Annotated in this window: 12 protein-coding genes and 1 tRNA gene; 3 read left to right on the forward strand and 10 right to left on the reverse strand. The window is 61.5% G+C overall.

The features are described from left to right. Positions 1-31: 31 nt before the first annotated feature. The 8 genes from MHJ63_RS08120 to argS all read right to left on the reverse strand — a co-directional run bounded on the left by MHJ63_RS08120 (position 32) and on the right by argS (position 11,630). Entirely contained in the window at positions 32-1,060 is a 1,029-nt protein-coding gene (locus MHJ63_RS08120; RefSeq protein WP_239446984.1) for a N5-glutamine methyltransferase family protein, read from the reverse strand. A gap of 18 nt (positions 1,061-1,078) precedes the next feature. Beyond that, positions 1,079-2,170, reverse strand: coding sequence for a peptide chain release factor 1 (prfA, locus tag MHJ63_RS08125; protein WP_083285372.1), 1,092 nt, complete (start codon positions 2,168-2,170; stop codon positions 1,079-1,081). 127 nt (positions 2,171-2,297) lie between these two features. Continuing rightward, positions 2,298-4,451: a transcription termination factor Rho gene (rho, locus tag MHJ63_RS08130; protein ID WP_420876146.1), complete on the reverse strand. Its 2,154-nt coding sequence runs from the start codon at positions 4,449-4,451 to the stop codon at positions 2,298-2,300. Positions 4,452-4,795: 344 nt separating this feature from the next. Further along, entirely contained in the window at positions 4,796-5,893 is a 1,098-nt protein-coding gene (gene thrB / locus MHJ63_RS08135) for a homoserine kinase (protein WP_239446985.1), read from the reverse strand. Positions 5,894-5,895: 2 nt separating this feature from the next. After that, positions 5,896-7,062 carry a threonine synthase gene (gene thrC, locus MHJ63_RS08140; RefSeq protein ID WP_239446986.1) on the reverse strand — a complete coding sequence of 389 codons (1,167 nt, stop codon included), beginning with the start codon at positions 7,060-7,062 and terminating at the stop codon, positions 5,896-5,898. Then, entirely contained in the window at positions 7,063-8,373 is a 1,311-nt protein-coding gene (locus MHJ63_RS08145; protein ID WP_239446987.1) for a homoserine dehydrogenase, read from the reverse strand. Between the two features lie 106 nt (positions 8,374-8,479). Then, on the reverse strand, positions 8,480-9,931 hold the full coding sequence (gene lysA, locus MHJ63_RS08150; protein WP_239446988.1) for a diaminopimelate decarboxylase: 1,452 nt from the start codon (positions 9,929-9,931) through the stop codon (positions 8,480-8,482). Positions 9,932-9,989: 58 nt separating this feature from the next. After that, positions 9,990-11,630, reverse strand: coding sequence for an arginine--tRNA ligase (gene argS / locus MHJ63_RS08155; protein ID WP_338110389.1), 1,641 nt, complete (start codon positions 11,628-11,630; stop codon positions 9,990-9,992). Between the two features lie 154 nt (positions 11,631-11,784). Here argS and MHJ63_RS08160 point away from each other — a divergent pair. The 3 genes from MHJ63_RS08160 (at position 11,785) to hrpA (ending at position 16,834) form a co-directional block, all read left to right on the forward strand. After that, positions 11,785-11,857: transfer RNA gene (locus tag MHJ63_RS08160), tRNA-Arg, on the forward strand. A 47-nt stretch (positions 11,858-11,904) separates the two neighbouring features. After that, complete coding sequence (locus MHJ63_RS08165) at positions 11,905-12,681, forward strand: NAD(P)-binding domain-containing protein (protein WP_239446989.1); 777 nt, start codon at positions 11,905-11,907, stop codon at positions 12,679-12,681. A gap of 73 nt (positions 12,682-12,754) precedes the next feature. Then, positions 12,755-16,834 carry an ATP-dependent RNA helicase HrpA gene (hrpA, locus tag MHJ63_RS08170; protein ID WP_239447000.1) on the forward strand — a complete coding sequence of 1,360 codons (4,080 nt, stop codon included), beginning with the start codon at positions 12,755-12,757 and terminating at the stop codon, positions 16,832-16,834. A 50-nt stretch (positions 16,835-16,884) separates the two neighbouring features. On the opposite strand, the gene MHJ63_RS08175 is transcribed toward hrpA, so the two are convergent. Together MHJ63_RS08175 and MHJ63_RS08180 are read right to left on the reverse strand one after the other, a co-directional pair. Beyond that, positions 16,885-17,310, reverse strand: coding sequence for an HIT family protein (locus tag MHJ63_RS08175; protein ID WP_035754574.1), 426 nt, complete (start codon positions 17,308-17,310; stop codon positions 16,885-16,887). An 89-nt stretch (positions 17,311-17,399) separates the two neighbouring features. Then, on the reverse strand, positions 17,400-18,758 hold the full coding sequence (locus MHJ63_RS08180) for an NAD(P)-dependent alcohol dehydrogenase (RefSeq protein ID WP_083285373.1): 1,359 nt from the start codon (positions 18,756-18,758) through the stop codon (positions 17,400-17,402). Positions 18,759-18,791: the final 33 nt, after the last annotated feature.

Here is an 18,791-nt window from a genome sequence, read left to right on the forward strand (position 1 = left end):
TTCTATTCTTTCATTCCCGCGACTGGTTTATTTACACAGCCGCTTCTGCTCCGTTGCGCCACATGATCGTGACGCGGTCCCGGCCAGTCAGGTCAGTCATCGTTTGGGTGCGGTTGAATGCCCCGGTGGCGCACGCCGCATGCCGCAAGGGTGAGCCTTGCTCTTCTGCATGCTCCATCAGTATCACTCCCCCCGGTCGCAAGGTGTGGCCAGCGAGCTCGATCAAAGCGAACGGGATACTCAAGCCGTCTCCCCCTCCCCCATATAACGCGGTGTGAGGGTCAAAGAATTGGGTCTCAACATCACGGATCGGCGTGGCATCGGGAACATATGGTGGGTTCACGCACACCATATCCAAGCACCCGGGCTTGGCCGCATAATGGGTGAAAACATCTTCCTCGATCAGCTCCACGCCGGTGCCGGCGAGGTTCCGGCTTGCGTAGCTCGCGGCCTCGCCGCTGGCCTCCACCGCCTCGATATGAACAGGCGCCTGCCCCTTCGCTTCTGTGACATGAGACGCGAGCGCGGCCGCGATCGCCCCGGAACCTGCGCACCAGTCAGCGATCCGCACCTGCCGCGAAGCAGCTTGTGCATCGTAGGTAACTAGCGCATCGTAGGTAGCTGGCACATCGTTCTCAGGCGCAGGTTCACACGCCGCCAGCCCCTGCAGGACCTTCAAAGCCTGTTCAACGAGCGTTTCGGTTTCCGGCCGAGGCACGAAAACGCCCGGCCCCACCTCAAGCTCAAGCCCATAGAAACCGGCAGTCCCGAGGATATGCTGCAGTGGCTCACGGCGCGCCCGCCGCTCAACAAGACGCTCGAACCCCTCTGGTGTGGGGGCACCCCGAAGCGAAGCCGCCATCAACTCACCGCGCGAAACACCCATCGCGTGCGCGGCAAGCCATTGGGCATCGGCTGCCGGTGAGGCAACCCCCGCCTCAGCAAGACGGGCACTCGCCCACCCGAGCGCAGCCTTTAGATCTGAAGGCGCTGCCGATAAATCTGGAGGCGATGCTCCTGGGTTCGAAGGCGCCCGGCCGTCATCGGAAGGAAGAGACATCTCGGTACAACCTATGTTTTAGTTGCCCTCACCTACGTGGGCTAGGCGCTCGGCTTCATCCATCTCGATGCAGGAGTCGATCACAGCCTGGAGGTCGCCATCAAGCACGGCGTCGAGGTTGTAGGCCTTATAGCCGGTGCGGTGATCCGCGATGCGGTTCTCCGGGAAGTTGTAGGTGCGGATGCGCTCGGAACGGTCCATAGTTCGCACCTGCGAACGGCGCTGATCAGCCTGTTCCGCCTCGATCTGCTCCTGCTGGTGGGCGAGCAAACGCGAGCGTAGAACGCGCATCGCGGCGGCACGGTTCTGGATTTGTGACTTCTCGTTCTGCATCGCAACCACAATGCCGGTCGGCAAGTGCGTGATGCGCACCGCAGAGTCGGTCGTGTTCACGGACTGTCCACCCGGGCCGGAGGAACGGTAGACGTCGATTTTGAGGTCGTTGTCGTGGATCTCGATCTCTTCCGGCTCATCGACTTCCGGGAACACCAAGACGCCAGCGGCCGACGTGTGGACGCGGCCTTGGGACTCCGTGACAGGAACACGCTGGACCCGGTGGACGCCACCTTCGAACTTCAACGCGGCGTAGACGCCCTCGGCGGGTTCGCTGCCGGTCCCCTTGATCGCAACCTGGGCGTCCTTATAGCCGCCCAGATCGGATTCGGTAGCCGAGAGCATTTCAGTCTTCCAGCCGCGGTTTTCCGCGTAACGGATGTACATGCGCAACAAGTCTCCAGCGAACAGTGCGGCTTCCTCACCGCCTTCACCGCCTTTGACTTCGAGGATCGCATCGCGGCCATCGTTAGGGTCACGTGGGATCAACAAACGACGTAGCTTCTCTTCAAGCTCCGGGATCTGGGCTTCAAGCTCTTTGGCTTCGGCCGCGAACTCTTCATCAAGTTCTGCCATCTCGGCAGCGGCCTCGTGGTCTTCACGCGCCTGCACCAACTTGTTGTGTGTCTCCACGATCGGACGCAATTCGGCGGAACGGCGGCCTAGCTTGCGCGCCATCCCCTGATCTGAATACACATCCGGATCAGAAAGCCTGGTCTGTAGTTGCTCGTATTCGTCCAGGATCGCTTGGATCGGATCGTTCGTTTCACTCATCATGTTTCCTACGTAGGTCGGCTCACGGTGATCGGCTCTTAAAACGCCAGGTCTTAGAACACCAGGGTAGAACAAACGCTCCTTATGGCAGGCCCTTCACGTGCCTGCCATAAGGAGCGTTGTTACGCGGCTACTTGCCGTCCAGCGTGGTGCGGTTGACCACCATCAAGAACTCCGCATTCGATTCGGTTTCCTTGATCTTGGTCGTCAAAAGTTCGAGCGCCTGCTGCGGTTCGAGGCTTGAGAGCACCCGGCGCAGACGCCACATGATCTTCAATTCCTCAGGCGAGAGCAGGTTCTCTTCGCGGCGGGTCGAGGACGCGTTGACGTCCACTGCCGGGAAGATGCGCTTCTCAGCGAGGCTGCGTGACAGACGCAGCTCCATGTTGCCGGTGCCCTTGAACTCTTCGAAGATGACCTCGTCCATCTTGGACCCGGTCTCGACCAGTGCTGTCGCAAGAATCGTGAGCGAACCACCATTTTCGATGTTGCGGGCAGCACCGAAGAAACGCTTTGGCGGGTAGAGCGCTGCAGCATCGACACCACCGGAGAGGATACGGCCCGATGCCGGGGCGGCCTGGTTGTAGGCGCGGCCCAAGCGGGTCATCGAGTCCAGCAGAACCACGACGTCGCGGCCCTGCTCAACGAGGCGTTTAGCGCGTTCAATCGCTAGCTCTGCAACAGTGGTGTGATCCTCAGCCGGGCGGTCGAACGTGGAAGCGATGACTTCGCCGTCCACCGTGCGTTGCATGTCGGTGACTTCCTCAGGACGCTCATCAACAAGAACCATCATGAGGTGAACCTCAGGGTTGTTCTTCTTGATCGAATCAGCGATCGACTGCAGGATCATCGTCTTACCGGCCTTCGGCGGGGAAACGATGAGGCCGCGCTGGCCCTTACCGATCGGGGCAACAAGGTCGATGATGCGCGGACCAACCGACTTAGCGCCGGCTTCAAGACGCAAACGCTCTTCCGGGTAGAGCGGAACGAGCTTATTGAAGTTCACTCGGTCCTTGTTCTCATCAGCCGGAAGACCGTTCACGGTCGCGAGCTTGATCAGCGGCGTGTAGCGGTTACGTTTGCCGTTGTTGGAGTGGTTGTTGTTCTCGTCCTCACGCGGAGCACGAATCGCACCAACAACAGCGTCACCCTTGCGCAGGTTGTACTGGCGAACCTGCTTCATCGTCACATAGACGTCGTTCGGGCCAGGCAAGTAACCGGACGTGCGGATGAACGCGTAGTTATCCATCACATCGAGGATGCCCGCGACTGGTGCGAGCACATCATCCTCGGTCAGCTCGGTATCTTCAACCTCGATCTGGTTACGGCCCCGGTTACGGCGGTTGTTGCGCTGACGTTCGCGGCGGTTACCACGCGAATCGTCGTTGTTGTTGTCACGATTACGGTTGCGGCGGTTGCGCTGGTTACGCGAACCACGATCATCCGAGTCCTCGTGAGAGTCCTCATTGGAGTCGTTGTGATCACGGTCGCGCCCACGCCGGTTACGGCGGTTGCGCTGATTACGGGTCTCGCGGCGGTTACGGCCCCCTTCGTTGTGCGAATCCTCGGAAGACTCCTCACCGGATTCGTTCTCGGAGCGGTCGTTCTCGCCGTTGTTCTTCTCAGCGCTGTTTTTATCGCTGTGCTTCTTCTCAGCGTTGTTCTTATCGCCGCGGTGCTTATCACTTTCGTGCTTGCCGCCACGGTTTGTGTCGTCGCTGTGATTTTTGTCGCTGTTGTTCTTGTTCTCGTCGCGGTTCTTATCATCTGCGTGCGCAGAGGATTCTTCCCCGGCGTGCTGATCGTTCTTCGACGGTGCACCGGCTGCAGCGGAGGAAGAGCGACGACGGCGGCCACGGCCCGAGCGTGAAGACTCATCCGCCGCATCGGCGGTCTTATCTGTTGCGTCAGAGCTCTTAGCGGAAGCGGAAACACCCTCAGCCGCCCCAGCCTTATCAGCCGGAGCCTTATCGGCGTCCTTCTTCTGAGCGCCCTTGCGCGCTTGGCTCTGCGCGTCTTTCTGGGCCTTCTGAGCTTCATCCTTCTTCTTAGCGGCCTCACGATCAGCGACGGCACCACCACGCTGATGGTCCTGAATCTTGGCCACCAAATCAGCCTTACGGAGGCGACGAGCGCCGGTGATACCCAGCTGCGAAGCCAATTCCTGAAGCTGAGCGAGCTTCAACGATGCCAAACCCCCTGAAGCTTTCTTAGCTGGAGCTTTAGCTTTCGTCTCAGTCTGCTCAACAGATGCGCCGGTGTTCTCGGCGGTGGATTGGGACACGAAGGTTCCTTCCCTCGTCACATGCACACTTCACACATGAAACATTTTCGAAGCTGTGCTTATTGGGAAAAATTTGGTCATACTGCACCCCGAAACGGTGGTCACAGCAACGGGATTCTTGCCAGGAGCACCGTGACAGTAGGCCTGGAAACCAAACCAGTTACAGAAACCAAAGTATTTCCAGCAACCGCTGACGGTGGCCTCACGCCGACTCGCTTGATACCTCGACCGGTATCGAAGCCAGGATAGAGCAAGACTCCCATCCATCCGATGTACATTTCTACACACGTCAACGCACATGCGCCTTAGACGCGGTACTTCGGTGGAACGTGCATCTCATACGCTCAACAAGCGTTCCGATGCACCTCTACCATAGCACCTCGTTCGTCAAGACCTGGCATGAAGACATCCCAGCCGCCTCCCGATGTGACGTCTTTCAAAACCTCAAGTGCGGCATCGGCATGGTTTTCACCGTTGGCAAGCACCAACACCGTTGGACCGGCGCCCGAGATCACAGCCGCACACCCCGCGGCTCGAGCAGCACGCACCAGCCGGGCTGACTCCGGCATCGCCTCAGCGCGGAAACGTTGATGCAACCAATCCCGCGTGGCCCGCATCAGATGGCGCGGATCCTTCGTGAGCGCGTATGTCAGCAGTGCTGCACGGCCAGCATCCGCGGCGGCATCCGCGTGATCCACGACCGCCGGCAACAGGCTACGGGCGGCGTGGGTGGACAACGTGGTTTGAGGAACCGCAACCACAGGCGTCAATTGCGGATGAACCCTGGCAACCACCGTGGAGAACTCGACCCCAGCGACTGGGCTCAGCGTCGCACCGCACGCAGTAACCGCTCTGTGGTCTTCACTGTCTTCCCGGGCCGCATCCACGCTCACCGGTTCCGATGCATCCACCGCGTCTTCGGCAAGCGAAATCGTGTAGCCGCCGTACACGGCCGGCGCAACGTTATCCGGATGCCCTTCATAGTGGGCCGCGAGCTGAAACAAAACGTCACGCTCCCGGTCAACATCCAGTCCCAACAGGCCAGCTGCTGCGAAAACCGCGCTCACAATCGCCGCGGCCGAAGATCCCTGCCCGCGACCGTGAGGAATATGGTTCTCGGCAATCAGCTCAAGGCCCACACAATCGAGCACATCGGCGGCCACCCCAAGGTCGGTGCATGCACGGCGCAGAGTCCTGACCACAAGGTGCGATTCATCCCGCGGGAGCGTCTCAGCGCCCTCGCCGGTGATCTCAACCGAAACACCGGGTTTGGCAAGCGTCCGGACCACCAGGCGGTCGCCGTAACCTAACGCCAAACCCAAACTGTCATAACCAGGCCCAAGGTTCGCGCTCGTGGCGGGAACGTTGACCGTCACGGAACGGCCAGCAACCAGCTTCAAGCGGCCGCACTCATCACGAGCCGGCTCACATCCGCTCGCCATAACTATGCGTCGCCGGTGTTGGCGCCGTCTGCGCCGGCGGAGTCACCTGAAGATGTAGCGCCGCCGGAAGAGACCAAGCCGAGTGCTTCAGCGACCGTGTGCACATCGAACGGCAGCTTGCGCGGGGCGGCTTCCTCAGCAGGTGCGGACTTCACGGCCCATTCAGGGTCCTTCAAACCGTGGCCGGTCACGGTGATCACGATCGTCTTGCCTTCCGGGGCCTTCCCGGCCTGATGCATCTTCAAAAGGCCCGCAGCGCCCGATGCGGAGGCCGGCTCAACGAACACGCCCTCACGTGAAGACAACCAGCGGTGGGCTTCCAAGATTTCCTGGTCGGTCACGGAACCGATCAGGCCGCCAGACTCGTCACGCGCCGCTTCAGCCTGCTTCCAGGATGCCGGGTTACCGATCCGGATGGCTGTCGCAACGGTCTCTGGTTCAAGGATTGGGTGTCCCTTGACGATGGGAGCCGCACCTTCTGCTTGGAAGCCCCACATGATCGGGGTCTTGGTCGCGACCGGTTCCATGACCTCACCGTGGTGGTTCTCGGTCTTGTTCGCGTACTCCTTATAGCCCTTCCAGTACGCGGTGATGTTGCCGGCGTTACCGACCGGCAACAGGTGATAGTCAGGGGCGTCGCCCAAGAAATCGACCACCTCGAAAGCACCCGTCTTTTGTCCCTCAATGCGGTTCGGGTTGACCGAGTTGACGAGGAACACCGGATATGACTCCGAGAGCTTCCGGGCAACATCGAGGCAGTTATCGAAGTTGCCGTCGATCTGGATGATCTGCGCACCGTGCGCGATCGCCTGGGAGAGCTTACCCATCGCGATCTTGCCGTCCGGAACCAAGACCGCGCACGTCAGCCCCGCCTGCTTGGCATAAGCCGCCGCGGAAGCCGACGTGTTGCCAGTGGAGGCACACACGACAGCCTTGGCGCCTTCGTTCACTGCGGCCGTGATCGCCATCGTCATACCGCGGTCCTTGAAGGAACCGGTCGGGTTCATGCCCTCAACCTTGAGGTAGACGTCATTGCCCGTCTCTTGCGATAAGGCCGGCGCATACACCAGAGGTGTGCCGCCTTCTCCGAGCGTGACAATGCGATCGTCTTTACCGATCGGTAGACGGTCAGCGTATTCGCGGATGACCCCGCGCCACTGGTGAGCCATTTAGGCTTCTCCTCCTTCAACGCGCAGAACCGAGGAGATGCCTCGGACCACGTCCAATTTCTTAAGGTCTTCCACAGTCGCTGTGAAACCGGATTCCTGGGCGGCGTGGGTGATGAGCCGCAACAGTGCGCGCGGCTCACCAGAGTTCTCGGTGTCAGTAGCGGCGAGGGACTCCTGTTTCATCGATTCGATCGAAACACCGTGCTGCGCGAAGGTCTGGGCGATCTGGGCGAGCACACCCGTGGTGTCCTCAACCTCGATTCCGATCGTGTAGCGGGTTACGGTTTCGTCGATCGTCAGTGCCGGCAGACCTTCCGGCAAGGTGAACGGCTGGAGGGCGGTCCCGTTGATGCGTTGCCGCACGGCCGTCACAACATCCCCCATCACGGCCGATGCGGTAGGGGCTCCGCCTGCGCCGGCACCGTAGAACATGAGCTGGCCTGCGTTTTCGGCTTCGACGAACACCGCGTTGAACGCCCCGTGGACGGCAGCGAGTGGGTGTTCGCGTGAGATGAGTGCGGGGTGGACCCGCATGCTGACCCCGGTCTCTGTCTTGTTGACGATGGCTAGCAGCTTAATGACTTGGTTGTTCTCTTGCGCGGCTTTGACGTCAGCTGCGGTCACCGAGCGGATGCCTTCGGTGTAGACCTCATCGATCGTGTATGGGGTTCCGAATGCGTAGGTCGCAAGGATCGCGGCCTTGGCTGCTGCGTCGTGACCGTCGACGTCGGCCGAGGGGTCCGCTTCGAGGTAGCCGAGCGCTGAGGCCTCCTCCATCACGGCTTCCAGCGATGCGCCCTCGCGGTCCATCTTGTCGAGGATGTAGTTTGTGGAGCCGTTGACGATCCCCATGACCGAGGTGATGTTGTCACCCGCAAGCGATTCGTAGATGGGCCGCAAGATCGGGATCGCACCGGCCACAGCGGCCTCGTAGAACAGTTGAGCGCCCTTCTTACGTGCCAGCGCGTTGAGTTCAGCGCCAGACTCCGCGATGAGCGCCTTATTACCTGTGACCACATCCTTGCCGGCTGAGAGCGCCTCGACGATGTAGGTCTTGGCTGGTTCGATCCCGCCCATGAGTTCGATCACGAGGTCCGCATCAGCGATCGCGGCAGAAGCGTCGTCCGAAATGATGCCGCGGTCAATCCACGGGCCACGATCAGCCTCAGTGTTACGAACCACCACGTGGCTCAGCTCGAGTGCCGCCCCGGTCTTCTCCTGCAAAACCTCGTGGTCTTGACGCAGAATCCGGGCAACCTCGGCCCCAACAGTTCCGGCGCCGAGCAAGGCTACTTTCAGTGTGGTGGTCATAGGTTGTTGGTTCCTCAATTCCTCAGCAGAAGAGTGTCCGGCCCGGTATGTACGGACACGGGCCTGGTCGGTGACAGTTCAGCTGTACAGGCCTAGGTGTGCAGTCCTAGTCCTGCAAACCTAGGTCGCGCGCGTAGAGGTCATCGACTGTTTCACCGCGCACGATGAGCCTGTGCTTACCGTCCTTAACAGCAACAATGCCAGGACGAGTGAGCATGTTGTAGTTCGATGACAAAACGAAGCAATATGCGCCGGTGGCCGGCACAGCCAGGATGTCGCCTCGCATGACGTCGTTGGGTAAATACACGTCGCGGACCACGATGTCACCGGATTCGCAGTGTTTTCCTACCACGCGGGAGAGCGCGCCAGGTGCATGCGATGTGCGGGAGGCTAGCACCGCTGAATAGTCCGCGTCATACAGCACCGGCCGGGCGTTATCTGACATTCCGCCATCTACGGAGATGTAGCGGCGGGCGGCGGACTCCCCCGCCTCGGTTTCCACCGTGACGTCCTTGATGGTCCCGACGGTGTAGAGGGTTACGCCTGCAGGGCCTGCGATGGAGCGGCCTGGCTCAATCGAGATGCGCGGGCATGTGATACCGAGGCGTTCGGTTTCCTCACGGATCACGTGAGCGATTCCCGCGGCGATCTCGTGTGGTTCCCGTGGCGTGTCGGCTTCGGTGTAGGCGATGCCGTAGCCGCCGCCGAGGTCGAGTTCACCAAGCTCAACGCCGTGGGTTTCTTTGATCCACGCCATGAAGCCCAGCAAGCGGCGGGCTGCTTCTTCGAAGCCTGCGGATTCAAAGATTTGCGATCCGATGTGGCAGTGCAAGCCGATCAGCTCGATGTTCTCGGCGTCCAGGGCCTGAGCCACCGCCTGCGCAGCTGCCGAGAGGTCGGCGCCGGGCCGTGGCGTCATCGAGAGCCCGAATTTCTGGTCTTCGTGCGCAGTCGCAATGAACTCGTGCGTCGAGGCGTGAACGCCTGGTGTGAGTCGCAGCATGACCGGCGCAGTGGCGCCTCGACTGTGGGCGATCTGGTTGATGCGTTCGATCTCTTCGAGTGAGTCCGCGATGATGCGGCCCACTCCCGCGTCGATCGCGCGCCGCAGTTCGGCATCGGATTTGTTGTTGCCGTGCAGGCCGATGTGGGCTGGGTCCGCACCTGCCGCTAGTGCCAGTCCCATCTCCCCGCCCGAAGCGGTGTCGATGCGCAATCCCTCTTCTGTGACCCAGCGGATCACCTCACTGGTGACCAACACTTTCCCGGCATAGTAGACGTCCGCTCCGCCACCTAGGTCAGCGAAGGCCTCATCGTAGGCCTCTTTAAAGGCACGGGCACGGGTGCGCAGTTCGTCCTCGTCGATCACATAGATCGGTGTGCCGTAGGTGCGCGCGATCGTCTCAACGGCAACCCCGCCGATCACCACCTGGCCCGAGGGGTCGCGCCGCGCTGAACGAGGGAACAAGCGTGGCCCATTAGCGCGCGCCAGGTCGCTGAAGTTCTCCGGGACTGCCAGCCAGTCAGGGGCCAGCGGCGATGGGTGTGTCGTGCTCATCAAGATCCTTCGCTTCGAGTGGGCTGTCACGTCTGCTAGTGCACTCGCTCTAGTAGTGTCACATCTTTTCTGGCGCGCTCACACCGAGCAGTTCGAGTCCGTTGGCGATCACCGTGGTGGTGGCGTCGTTGAGCCACAAGCGGGTGCGGTGCACGTCTTCGACTGGCTCATCACCTACTGGCGTGATGCGGCATGCGGCGTACCACGTGTGGTAGGCGGCCGCGACGGATTCGATGTGGCGGGCTACACGGTGCGGTTCGCGGCGCTCGGCTGCCGCTGCCACGACCGACGGATAGGCGGTGAGCGCTGCCAGCAGGTCGTTTTCGGTTGGATGGTTCAGCAGGCTCGCGTCGAACACGGAGCGGTCCACACCGCGGTCGGCTGCTGCACGGGCGGCTTGGCGGGAGCGAGCGTGGGCGTACTGGATATAGAAAACGGGGTTTTCGTTGGTTGCGGTGCGCAGAAGTTCTGGGTCAAGGTCGATCGGCGAGTCAGCCGGTACGCGTCCGAGCGAGTAACGCAGCGCGTCGGTCCCGAGCCATTCGATGAGGTCTTTGAGCTCGATAATGTTTCCGGCACGCTTGGACAGGCGGGCGCCGTTGACGCTCATGAGCTGGCCAATGAGCACCTCAAGGTTGACAGCAGGGTCGTCGCCGGCGGCGGCTGCGATGGCTTTGAGGCGGCCGATGTAGCCGTGGTGGTCTGCACCGAGCAAGTAGATCTTCTCGGCGAAGCCGCGGTCACGCTTGTTGAGGTAGTAGGCGGCATCGGCGGCGAAGTAGGTCGGCGCCCCGGTGGAGCGGATCAGGACGCGGTCTTTATCGTCACCGAATTCGGAAGTGCGCAGCCAGATTGCGCCGTCTTCTTCGAACACGTGGCCTTGTTCCCTCAGTCGGGCGACTGCTTCTTCGACCTTGCCTTGGTTGTGCAGGTCAGATTCTGGGAAGTAGACGTCAAAGTACACACCGAAGTCGGCGAGGGTGTCCTTGATGTCTTTCATCTGCAGGGTGTAGCCGCGTTCACGCAACACGGGTATCGCTTGGGCTTCGGCGAGCTCCTTGACGCTGGGGTCTTCTGCGAGGATCTGCTCGGCGATATCAGCGATGTATTGGCCTGGATAGCCACCTTCTTGGACTTCGAGGCCGTGCATGCGCCGGTAGATCGAGGTCGCGAATACGTCCATCTGGGAGCCCGCGTCGTTGATGTAGTACTCGGCGGTTACATCGGCGCCGGATGCGCGCAGCATCCGCACGATCGAGTCCCCGAGTGCCGCCCAACGGGTGTGGCCGATGTGTAGCGGGCCGGTCGGGTTAGCGGAGACGAACTCCATGTTGATTTTGTGGCCGGCGAGCGCATCGTTGTGACCGTAGGTTGCGCCCGCTTCGACGATTCCGCGGGCGATCTCGGCGGCCGCCGCGGTGTCGAGGGTCACGTTGATGAACCCTGGGCCCGCGATGTCGACGGCGGCGACACCTAGGATTGCGGTGAGCTTTTCGGCGATCATCTGGGCGAGCTCGCGTGGTGCGAGCCCGGCTCGCTTACCGAGTTGGAGGGCGATGTTGGTCGCCCAGTCCCCGTGGTCGCGGTTCTTTGGTCGCTCTACCTTGACGGTTTCTGGTAGCTCGACGTTCAGTCGCCCCTCGTTACTGAGGGTGTTGAGGATCTCGGTAAGGTGCGCGGAAAGCTGTTCTGGAGTCACAAAGCTCAATCCTACCGAGGCTTGGCACCGGTTGCATCGCGGATTGCGGATGTGTCAGTGCGCACCGGTTGTGACGGTTGCGGGTGAGGCGTATTCGCTCGGGCGCCCGCTGGGGTGCTATTGTCGAGGACGGCTTTACATTCTGTATGGCTGTGCCCCCGTAGCTCAGTGGATAGAGCGTCCGCCTCCGGAGCGGAAGGTCGAAGGTTCGAATCCTTTCGGGGGCGCTTTTTCGTTTAAGCATGGGGTTTCGTTGTTTGTGCAGGGTGGTTTCGTGACGACGGTTGCGTTGTTAGGTTCTGGGTTTGCGGCTCAGGAGTTGGCTCCGTTGTGTGCCCGTGCGTTGGCGGGGCGTGGCCGTTTGGTGGTGTGGTCGCGTAACGCTGAGACGCTGGGGTGGGTTGTTCAGGATGCCCGCGATGCGGTGAAAGACAGCGTGGTTGTCGACGATGTGGCGGTTGCAGACGATGTGGTGGTTGCGGCCCCCGATGCGGCGAGCGCTGTTGCCGGTTTCACTCAGGATGGCGCGGCTGTCCCGCCGGCTGATGTTGTGTTTCTTGCTCTGCCGTTTGGCTCGGCGATCAACGACGTTGTTACTGGCCTGGGTGAGGCGTTGGCTCGTGCTGCGGTGGTGGATATCTCGAATCCTGTTGAGATGACCGCGTTGGGCCCTAAGCAGGCGATGTATGTTCCGGCTGGTTCCGCTGGCGAAGAGCTTGCTCAGCGATTGCCTGCCGGATGTGTTCATGTTCATGGTTTGACTCACCTTGATGCCTCGGTGTGGGCCGAGGCCGCCGCGCTCGGCGCCGACGGCTCGGCTCCTGCGGCATTGCCGCTCGTGGCTTCCGCGCCAGCGAGCGATCCCCGGGTTCACACAGTCCTGGATCTGTTGACTCACATGGGTTTCGCCCCGCGGGTCATCGGTGGGATCGAGGAGTCCGCGTTGATCGAGGTGGGTGGCCCGTGGGCGCTCGCTCATACGCGCCGCTCCCCTCTCGCTTCTGATTTCTCGTGGGAAGCCGCCGCCGAGGCTTCCCTGCCTGGCGCTTAGCGTGGTTGCGCGCAGTTGCAGACCGCAGGCCTGCCGCCTTTACAACTCGCACCGACCTTAGAATGGTCTCACCATGTCGATGAGCATTTCTTACCCTCCTGAGCTTCCGGTTTCTGCCGCACGCGACGAGATCGTTGAGGCACTCACGCATCACCAAGTGATCGTGGTTGCGGGCGAAACAGGTTCGGGTAAGACGACCCAGCTCCCTAAGATGCTCGCCGAGGTTTTGGGTGTTGCCGACGCCGCTCCGGGTGAGCGCGGCATGATCGCGCACACCCAGCCTCGCCGTATCGCCGCGCGTTCCGTGGCTGAGCGTTTGGCTGAAGAGCTGGGCACCACCATCGGCGATGACGTGGGTTATCAGGTCCGCTTCACGGATGAGTCCTCTAAGAAGACCCGCATCAAGCTCATGACGGACGGCATTTTGCTCGCAGAGATCGCGGGCGATCCGCAGCTGTCGCGTTATTCGGGCATCATCATTGACGAGGCGCACGAGCGCTCGCTCAACATCGACGTTCTCTTAGGTCACGTCGCACGTCTCCTCCCCGAGCGGCCGGACCTCAAGGTTGTCATTACCTCGGCGACGATCGACCCGGAGTCTTTCGCCCGGCATTTCGCCACCAAGGATCCCGCTGGTGAGCTCACTCCGGCTCCGATCATCGAGGTTTCAGGCCGCACCTATCCCGTGGAGATCCGCTACCGGCCTGTGGGTGAAGACCCGAACGACGGCGCGGATGAGCTGGATCCGGATTCAGCGGCGGCTGATGTCGATATGACCTCGGCGGTGGTCGATGCGGTCAAGGAGCTGGCCGCGGAAGGACCGGGGGATATCTTGGTGTTCTTCTCCGGTGAGCGTGAGATCCGGGACGCGCAGCAAGCTCTCAACGGGGTCATTGGTTCTACGCCGAGGTTGCGTAACAGTGAGGTTTTGCCGCTGTTTGGTCGGTTGTCGATGGCGGAACAGCACCGTATTTTCGCGCCGGGTTCCAAGCGGCGGATCGTGTTGGCCACCAACGTCGCGGAGACTTCGTTGACGGTTCCTGGGATCCGGTACGTGGTGGATACGGGGTTGGCTCGTATTTCGCGGTATTCGACCCGCACCAAGGTTCAGCGTTTGCCGATCGAGCGGATTTCGCAGGCTTCTGCCCGGCAGCGTTCGGGCCGTTCGGGCCGTGTTGCTGACGGTATTGCTATCCGTTTGTATTCGGAAGAGGATTTCGAATCCCGTCCGGAGTTCACAGACCCGGAGATTCTGCGCACCAATCTTGCGTCTGTGATTTTGCAGATGGCGGCGATGAAGGTCATCCAGACTCCGGACGATATCGCCGAGTTCCCGTTCGTCCAGGCTCCCCCGGCGCGTGCGGTGCGTGACGGTGTGACCCTGTTGCGTGAGCTTGGCGCGCTCACCGAGCCAGGGCAACAGGATCAAAGCGGCCGGCAACAACAGCGCAAGCCACGCGGCCGTCGCGGCCGCGTGCCTCAACGTCCGCGGGGTCCGTTGACGCGCATTGGGCGGGATCTTGCGCGTTTACCGGTGGATGTGCGTTTGGGCCGCATGATTCTGGAGGCCGCGAAGCATTCGGCGGCTACTGAGGTTCTGGTGATCGCTGCCGCACTGTCGATTCAGGATCCGAGGGAGCGGCCATCGGAGGAATCCGGTAACCGCGCTAAAGCCGCCGAGATGCACTCACGTTTTTCAGATAAGACCTCAGACTTCACGGGCTTGCTGAATCTGTGGCGTTACGTGCAGGAGCAACAGCGTGAGTTGTCATCCTCGGCGTTCCGGCGTTTGTGCCGCGCGGAGTTCATCAACTTCTTGCGGGTGCGTGAGTGGCAGGACCTGTTCGAGCAGTTGCGAAAACTTGTGAAGCCTCTACGGATTTCGGTACCGAACCGGGATGTGGATCCGGTCAGCAAGCACGATGCGATCCACATGTCGTTGCTGAGCGGGTTGCTCTCTCACATCGGTTCGTGGGATGAACGCAAGCGTGAGTATGCTGGCGCCCGGGGTACACGGTTCTCGATCTTCCCCGGTTCTGCTTTGGCTAAACGTAAGCCGGAGTTCGCGATGGCCGCAGAACTCGTGGAGACCTCGCGACTGTGGGCGCGCACGGTCGCTGAGTTCAACCCGGACTGGGTTGAGAAGCTCGCCCCACACCTGATCAAGGTTTCGCATTCGGAGCCGCACTGGTCGCGTCAGCAGGGGGCGGCGTTGATCTATGAGAAGGTCACGCTGTTCGGTGTCACGGTGGTTGCTCGCCGCCGGGCACAGTTATCCCGCATTGACAAGGCGCTGGCCCGCGAGCTGTTCATCCGGCATGCGCTGGTCGAGGGTGATTGGGATACGCGCCATGCTTTCTTCCGGCGCAATCTGAAGCGTTTGCGTGAGGTTGAAGAGATGCAGACCCGCATGCGTCGCCATGACTTATTGGCTGATGATCATGCGCTTTTTGATTTCTATGATCAGCGCATCCCCGCGCATGTTTCTGATCAACGGGCTCTGGACCGTTGGTGGAAGGGGGCCCGCAGCGAGGATCCGCACCTGCTGGATTTCGATCCGGAGAAGCTTCTGCAGGCCGATGGTGAAGAGCTTGATCACGATGCGTACCCGCAGCAGTGGCGTGTGGATGATGATCTCTCGCTTGAGTTGCGTTATGCGTTCGATCCCACGGGCGCGGGCCGCGATGGCGTGTATGTTCGTGTGCCGATCGTGTTCTTGAACCAGCTGAGCCCCGAGCCGTTCCAGTGGCATGTTCCGGGGTTCCGGGTCGAGCTGATCACGGCTTTGATCCGTTCGTTGCCTAAACAGGTGCGGAAGGCTTTCGTCCCAGCGCCCGATGTTGCACAGGCCGCCGCCGATGCGCTAGCTGAGGATTTTGATCCGGCCTCCGATGCGTTGCTTCCGAGCCTCGAACTGGTTCTGCGCAGGCTGCGCGGCGAGGTGATCCCTGAAGGGGCTTGGGACTGGGGCCGGGTGCCGGACTATCTGAAACCGACGTTCCAGGTGATCGGTGCCCGAGGCAAGATCCTCGGCGATTCGAAGGACCTGAGCGCCCTGCAGGCTCAGCTTGCGAGCCAGAACCGGGCGGCGATCGCATCCGAACTCGGGGTTTCTGCCGAGCAACTCGGTGAGGCGAAGCGGCGCGCGGGAGGCGGCAACCAGAAACAGGGTGCGGGCAAGCGAACGCCTAAGCCTGCCGGCAAGCCAGCACCTAAGCCAGGGCCCAAACAGAACCCGGGCACCGCATCGGGCGCTGATAAGGCATCCAGTATGTGGGAGCAGCGCGGGCTCACCCAGTGGCCTTCCGGGCTACCTGAGAACCGCTTCCCGCACGAGGTTTCAGCATCCGTGCGTGGCCGTGACATCACCGGCTATCCGGGGCTGAGCGACCTCACGAACGCCGTGGGAGTTACGATCTACCGCTCCGAGTCCGAACGCGTCACGGGCCACCGCCGCGGGACTATCCGTTTGCTCGCGCTCACGGTGCCTTCACCTCAGCGCTACGTCATGGATCACCTGACCAGCCGCGAAAAGATAGCGTTCGCACGTACCCCGCACGGGGACGTAGACACGTTCGTCAAGGACGCCGTTTACGCCGCGATCGACCAGCTGACCCCACCGCACGCGCCTCTGGATGAGGCCGGGTTTAAGGCGCTGTTTAACCACGTGCGTGGCGAGCTGATAGAGGCCACACTCGGGCTCATCAAGAGCCTCGAGAAGACACTGGCAAGCGCTAACCGGGTTCAGGCGCGCCTCGATTCGAACACCTCGAGCGCGTTGGCCGATACGGTCTCAGACATCCGCTCCCAACTTCGCGGGCTGCTGTATCCCGGGTTCGTTGCCGCGGCGGGCGGTCACAACGTGATGCACCTGCCGCGCTATATGGAGGCGATTGAGAAGCGGATGGAGAAGGTTGAGGCCGGGGCGCTGACCCGCGACCTCGAGAACACCGACATCATCCAAGAGCTCGAAGACGCCTACGACAACGCCCTCGATGCCGTCCCACAAGGCACCGCACCCTCGGAGAAGCTCCTGGACATCAAATGGTTGCTCGAAGAGCAACGCGTGTCGCTGTTCGCCCAAGAATTGGGAACAGCGCGGTCCGTATCCCCTAAACGGATCCGAACCGCGCTGCGAGAAGCCCAACACTAACCGCGGAACGCCCCGCCATACTGCGGGAGTTGCCGCAGCAATCCGCCGCGCTATTGAGGCAGGTTGGCTTCGTGGCCCGCCGCCTTGAGCGCATCGAGAATCTTGCGCTGGGCTTCATCGAAGACCTCGTCCGCCACATCATTCTGAACATTATCGAGGCTGTAGTCCTCAAGCGAGTTGGTCGGCCACACGTGAACGTGCAAGTGATCAACCTCGAAGCCAGCAATCATGAGGCCCGCGCGCTCAGCACCGAACGCCTTGAGCTGCGCCTGACCGATCGTCTGAGCAACCGTAGACAAGTGCGCGATCAACTCCGGCGAGGCATCCGTCCACTTATCGACCTCTTCACGCGGGACCACGAGCGTGTGCCCCTGAGTGATGGGACCGATCGACAAGAACGCCACACACGTTTCATCCGACCACACAAAACGGCCGGGAAGCTCTCCATTGATGATGCGGGTAAACAACGTTGCCACGGAACTTCCTCTCCAACAACCCGCCCCCGCGGGCCGTCTAGTTTTTAGTGTCTACTCTGAATTGCGGGCCCTGAATCCTCACGCCCTCGCTAGGCGTTCAGGTTGGATTCCAAGCTACCGATATCGAGCACCCCACGGTAGTGGAGCTCACCGGCGACCATCCGGTCCCATGCCTCGTTCATGTCCGCTGCGGTCACAATCTCGACGTCCGGGACAACACCGTGGGCGGCACAGAACTCAAGCATCCGCTGAGTCTGCTCGATCCCGCCGATCTTAGTGCCAGCCAGACGCAGGCCCCGGTTCACTAGCGTTCGCGGATCAACCAACGGCATCGCCGCGCCGTCCGTATCTGCCGGCAGGCCCGCGAGCACCACGGTGCCTCGCGGAGCCAACAGATCCAACAGTGCACCCACATCGTGCGGCGCAGAAATCGCGTCCACCAGCACCGTGAATCGGCCACGGGCAGCATCCAGAGCGTCTTCATCCGTGGTGAGCACGACGTCGTGGGCACCTAGCCGACGGGCGTCCTCAGCTTTCGCTGGAGTCCGCGTCAACGCTGTGACCTCGGCGCCCATCGCGGCTGCCAGCTTGATCGCCATATGTCCCAAACCGCCGATACCAGCTACGGCTACCTTGTCCCCCGGCCCCACACGCAGATCCTCAAGTGGCGCATACATCGTGATCCCTGCGCACAGCAGCGGCGCGGCGTGCGCTGGGCCGATCTGCTCCGGGATGCTCAGCACGAAATCCTCCGGCACCACGATGCTCGTCGCATACCCGCCCTGCGTCCGCTCCGAATGCGGGGCATCCCATGCACCGTAGGTGCCCACCGCGTTATGAATGCAGAACTGCTCATCTTGACGTTTGCACGGTTCACACACACGGCACGAACCAACCATGCACCCCACGCCCACGCGCTCGCCGACCTGCCGGTTGTAGACCTCAGAACCGATCGCGCACACACGCCCGACCATTTCATGTCCCGTCACCAGCGGTAGCGCGCGGGAACCCCATTCGCCGCGGGCGGTGTGGACGTCCGAGTGGCACAGGCCGCAGTATTCGAGGTCGATCACGATGTCCCGAGGCCCGGCCGCACGACGTGGGATCGCGAACTGCTCGAGCGGACCACCCAGTTCCCGCACGCCCACGGCGAGCGCTTCGTGTGCGTGGCCTTGGAAGGCGGCGAGCCGCTGGGCCTCCCATTCCTGAGAGGTGAAGAGTTGCTGTCCTGCTTGGGCGAAACGGGCTGGCAGAACCTTGTCCTTACGCCCGATGCGCGGGTCAGGTTCGTCTTCGTGCTCCCCTGCCGCTGGGCTGGGTTTGTCTTGTTGCGCATCAACGCTCGTGGCTTGAGTGCTGTTGGCGGCGTCGGCATCGTGGGCGGCTTGTTCAGCGCGGCGGCGCGCTTCAGCGAGAACGGCTACGGAAGGGATCTTCGCAGGAGTCATGTCTCTACTTTATTTGATTCCACCCTTGCATAG

Source organism: Pseudoglutamicibacter albus, from assembly GCF_022346425.1.
Lineage (GTDB): Bacteria > Actinomycetota > Actinomycetes > Actinomycetales > Micrococcaceae > Pseudoglutamicibacter > Pseudoglutamicibacter albus.

Bases quoted from the DNA above. Each gene is read 5' to 3' on its own strand.
- lysA (WP_239446988.1), bottom strand. From the start codon at position 9,931: ATGAGCACGACACACCCATCGCCGCTGGCCCCTGACTGGCTGGCAGTC.
- thrB (WP_239446985.1), bottom strand. From the start codon at position 5,893: ATGGCGAGCGGATGTGAGCCGGCTCGTGATGAGTGCGGCCGCTTGAAG.
- prfA (WP_083285372.1), bottom strand. From the start codon at position 2,170: ATGATGAGTGAAACGAACGATCCGATCCAAGCGATCCTGGACGAATAC.
- MHJ63_RS08120 (WP_239446984.1), bottom strand. From the start codon at position 1,060: ATGTCTCTTCCTTCCGATGACGGCCGGGCGCCTTCGAACCCAGGAGCA.
- hrpA (WP_239447000.1), top strand. From the start codon at position 12,755: ATGTCGATGAGCATTTCTTACCCTCCTGAGCTTCCGGTTTCTGCCGCA.
- MHJ63_RS08145 (WP_239446987.1), bottom strand. From the start codon at position 8,373: ATGACCACCACACTGAAAGTAGCCTTGCTCGGCGCCGGAACTGTTGGG.
- MHJ63_RS08180 (WP_083285373.1), bottom strand. From the start codon at position 18,758: ATGACTCCTGCGAAGATCCCTTCCGTAGCCGTTCTCGCTGAAGCGCGC.
- thrC (WP_239446986.1), bottom strand. From the start codon at position 7,062: ATGGCTCACCAGTGGCGCGGGGTCATCCGCGAATACGCTGACCGTCTA.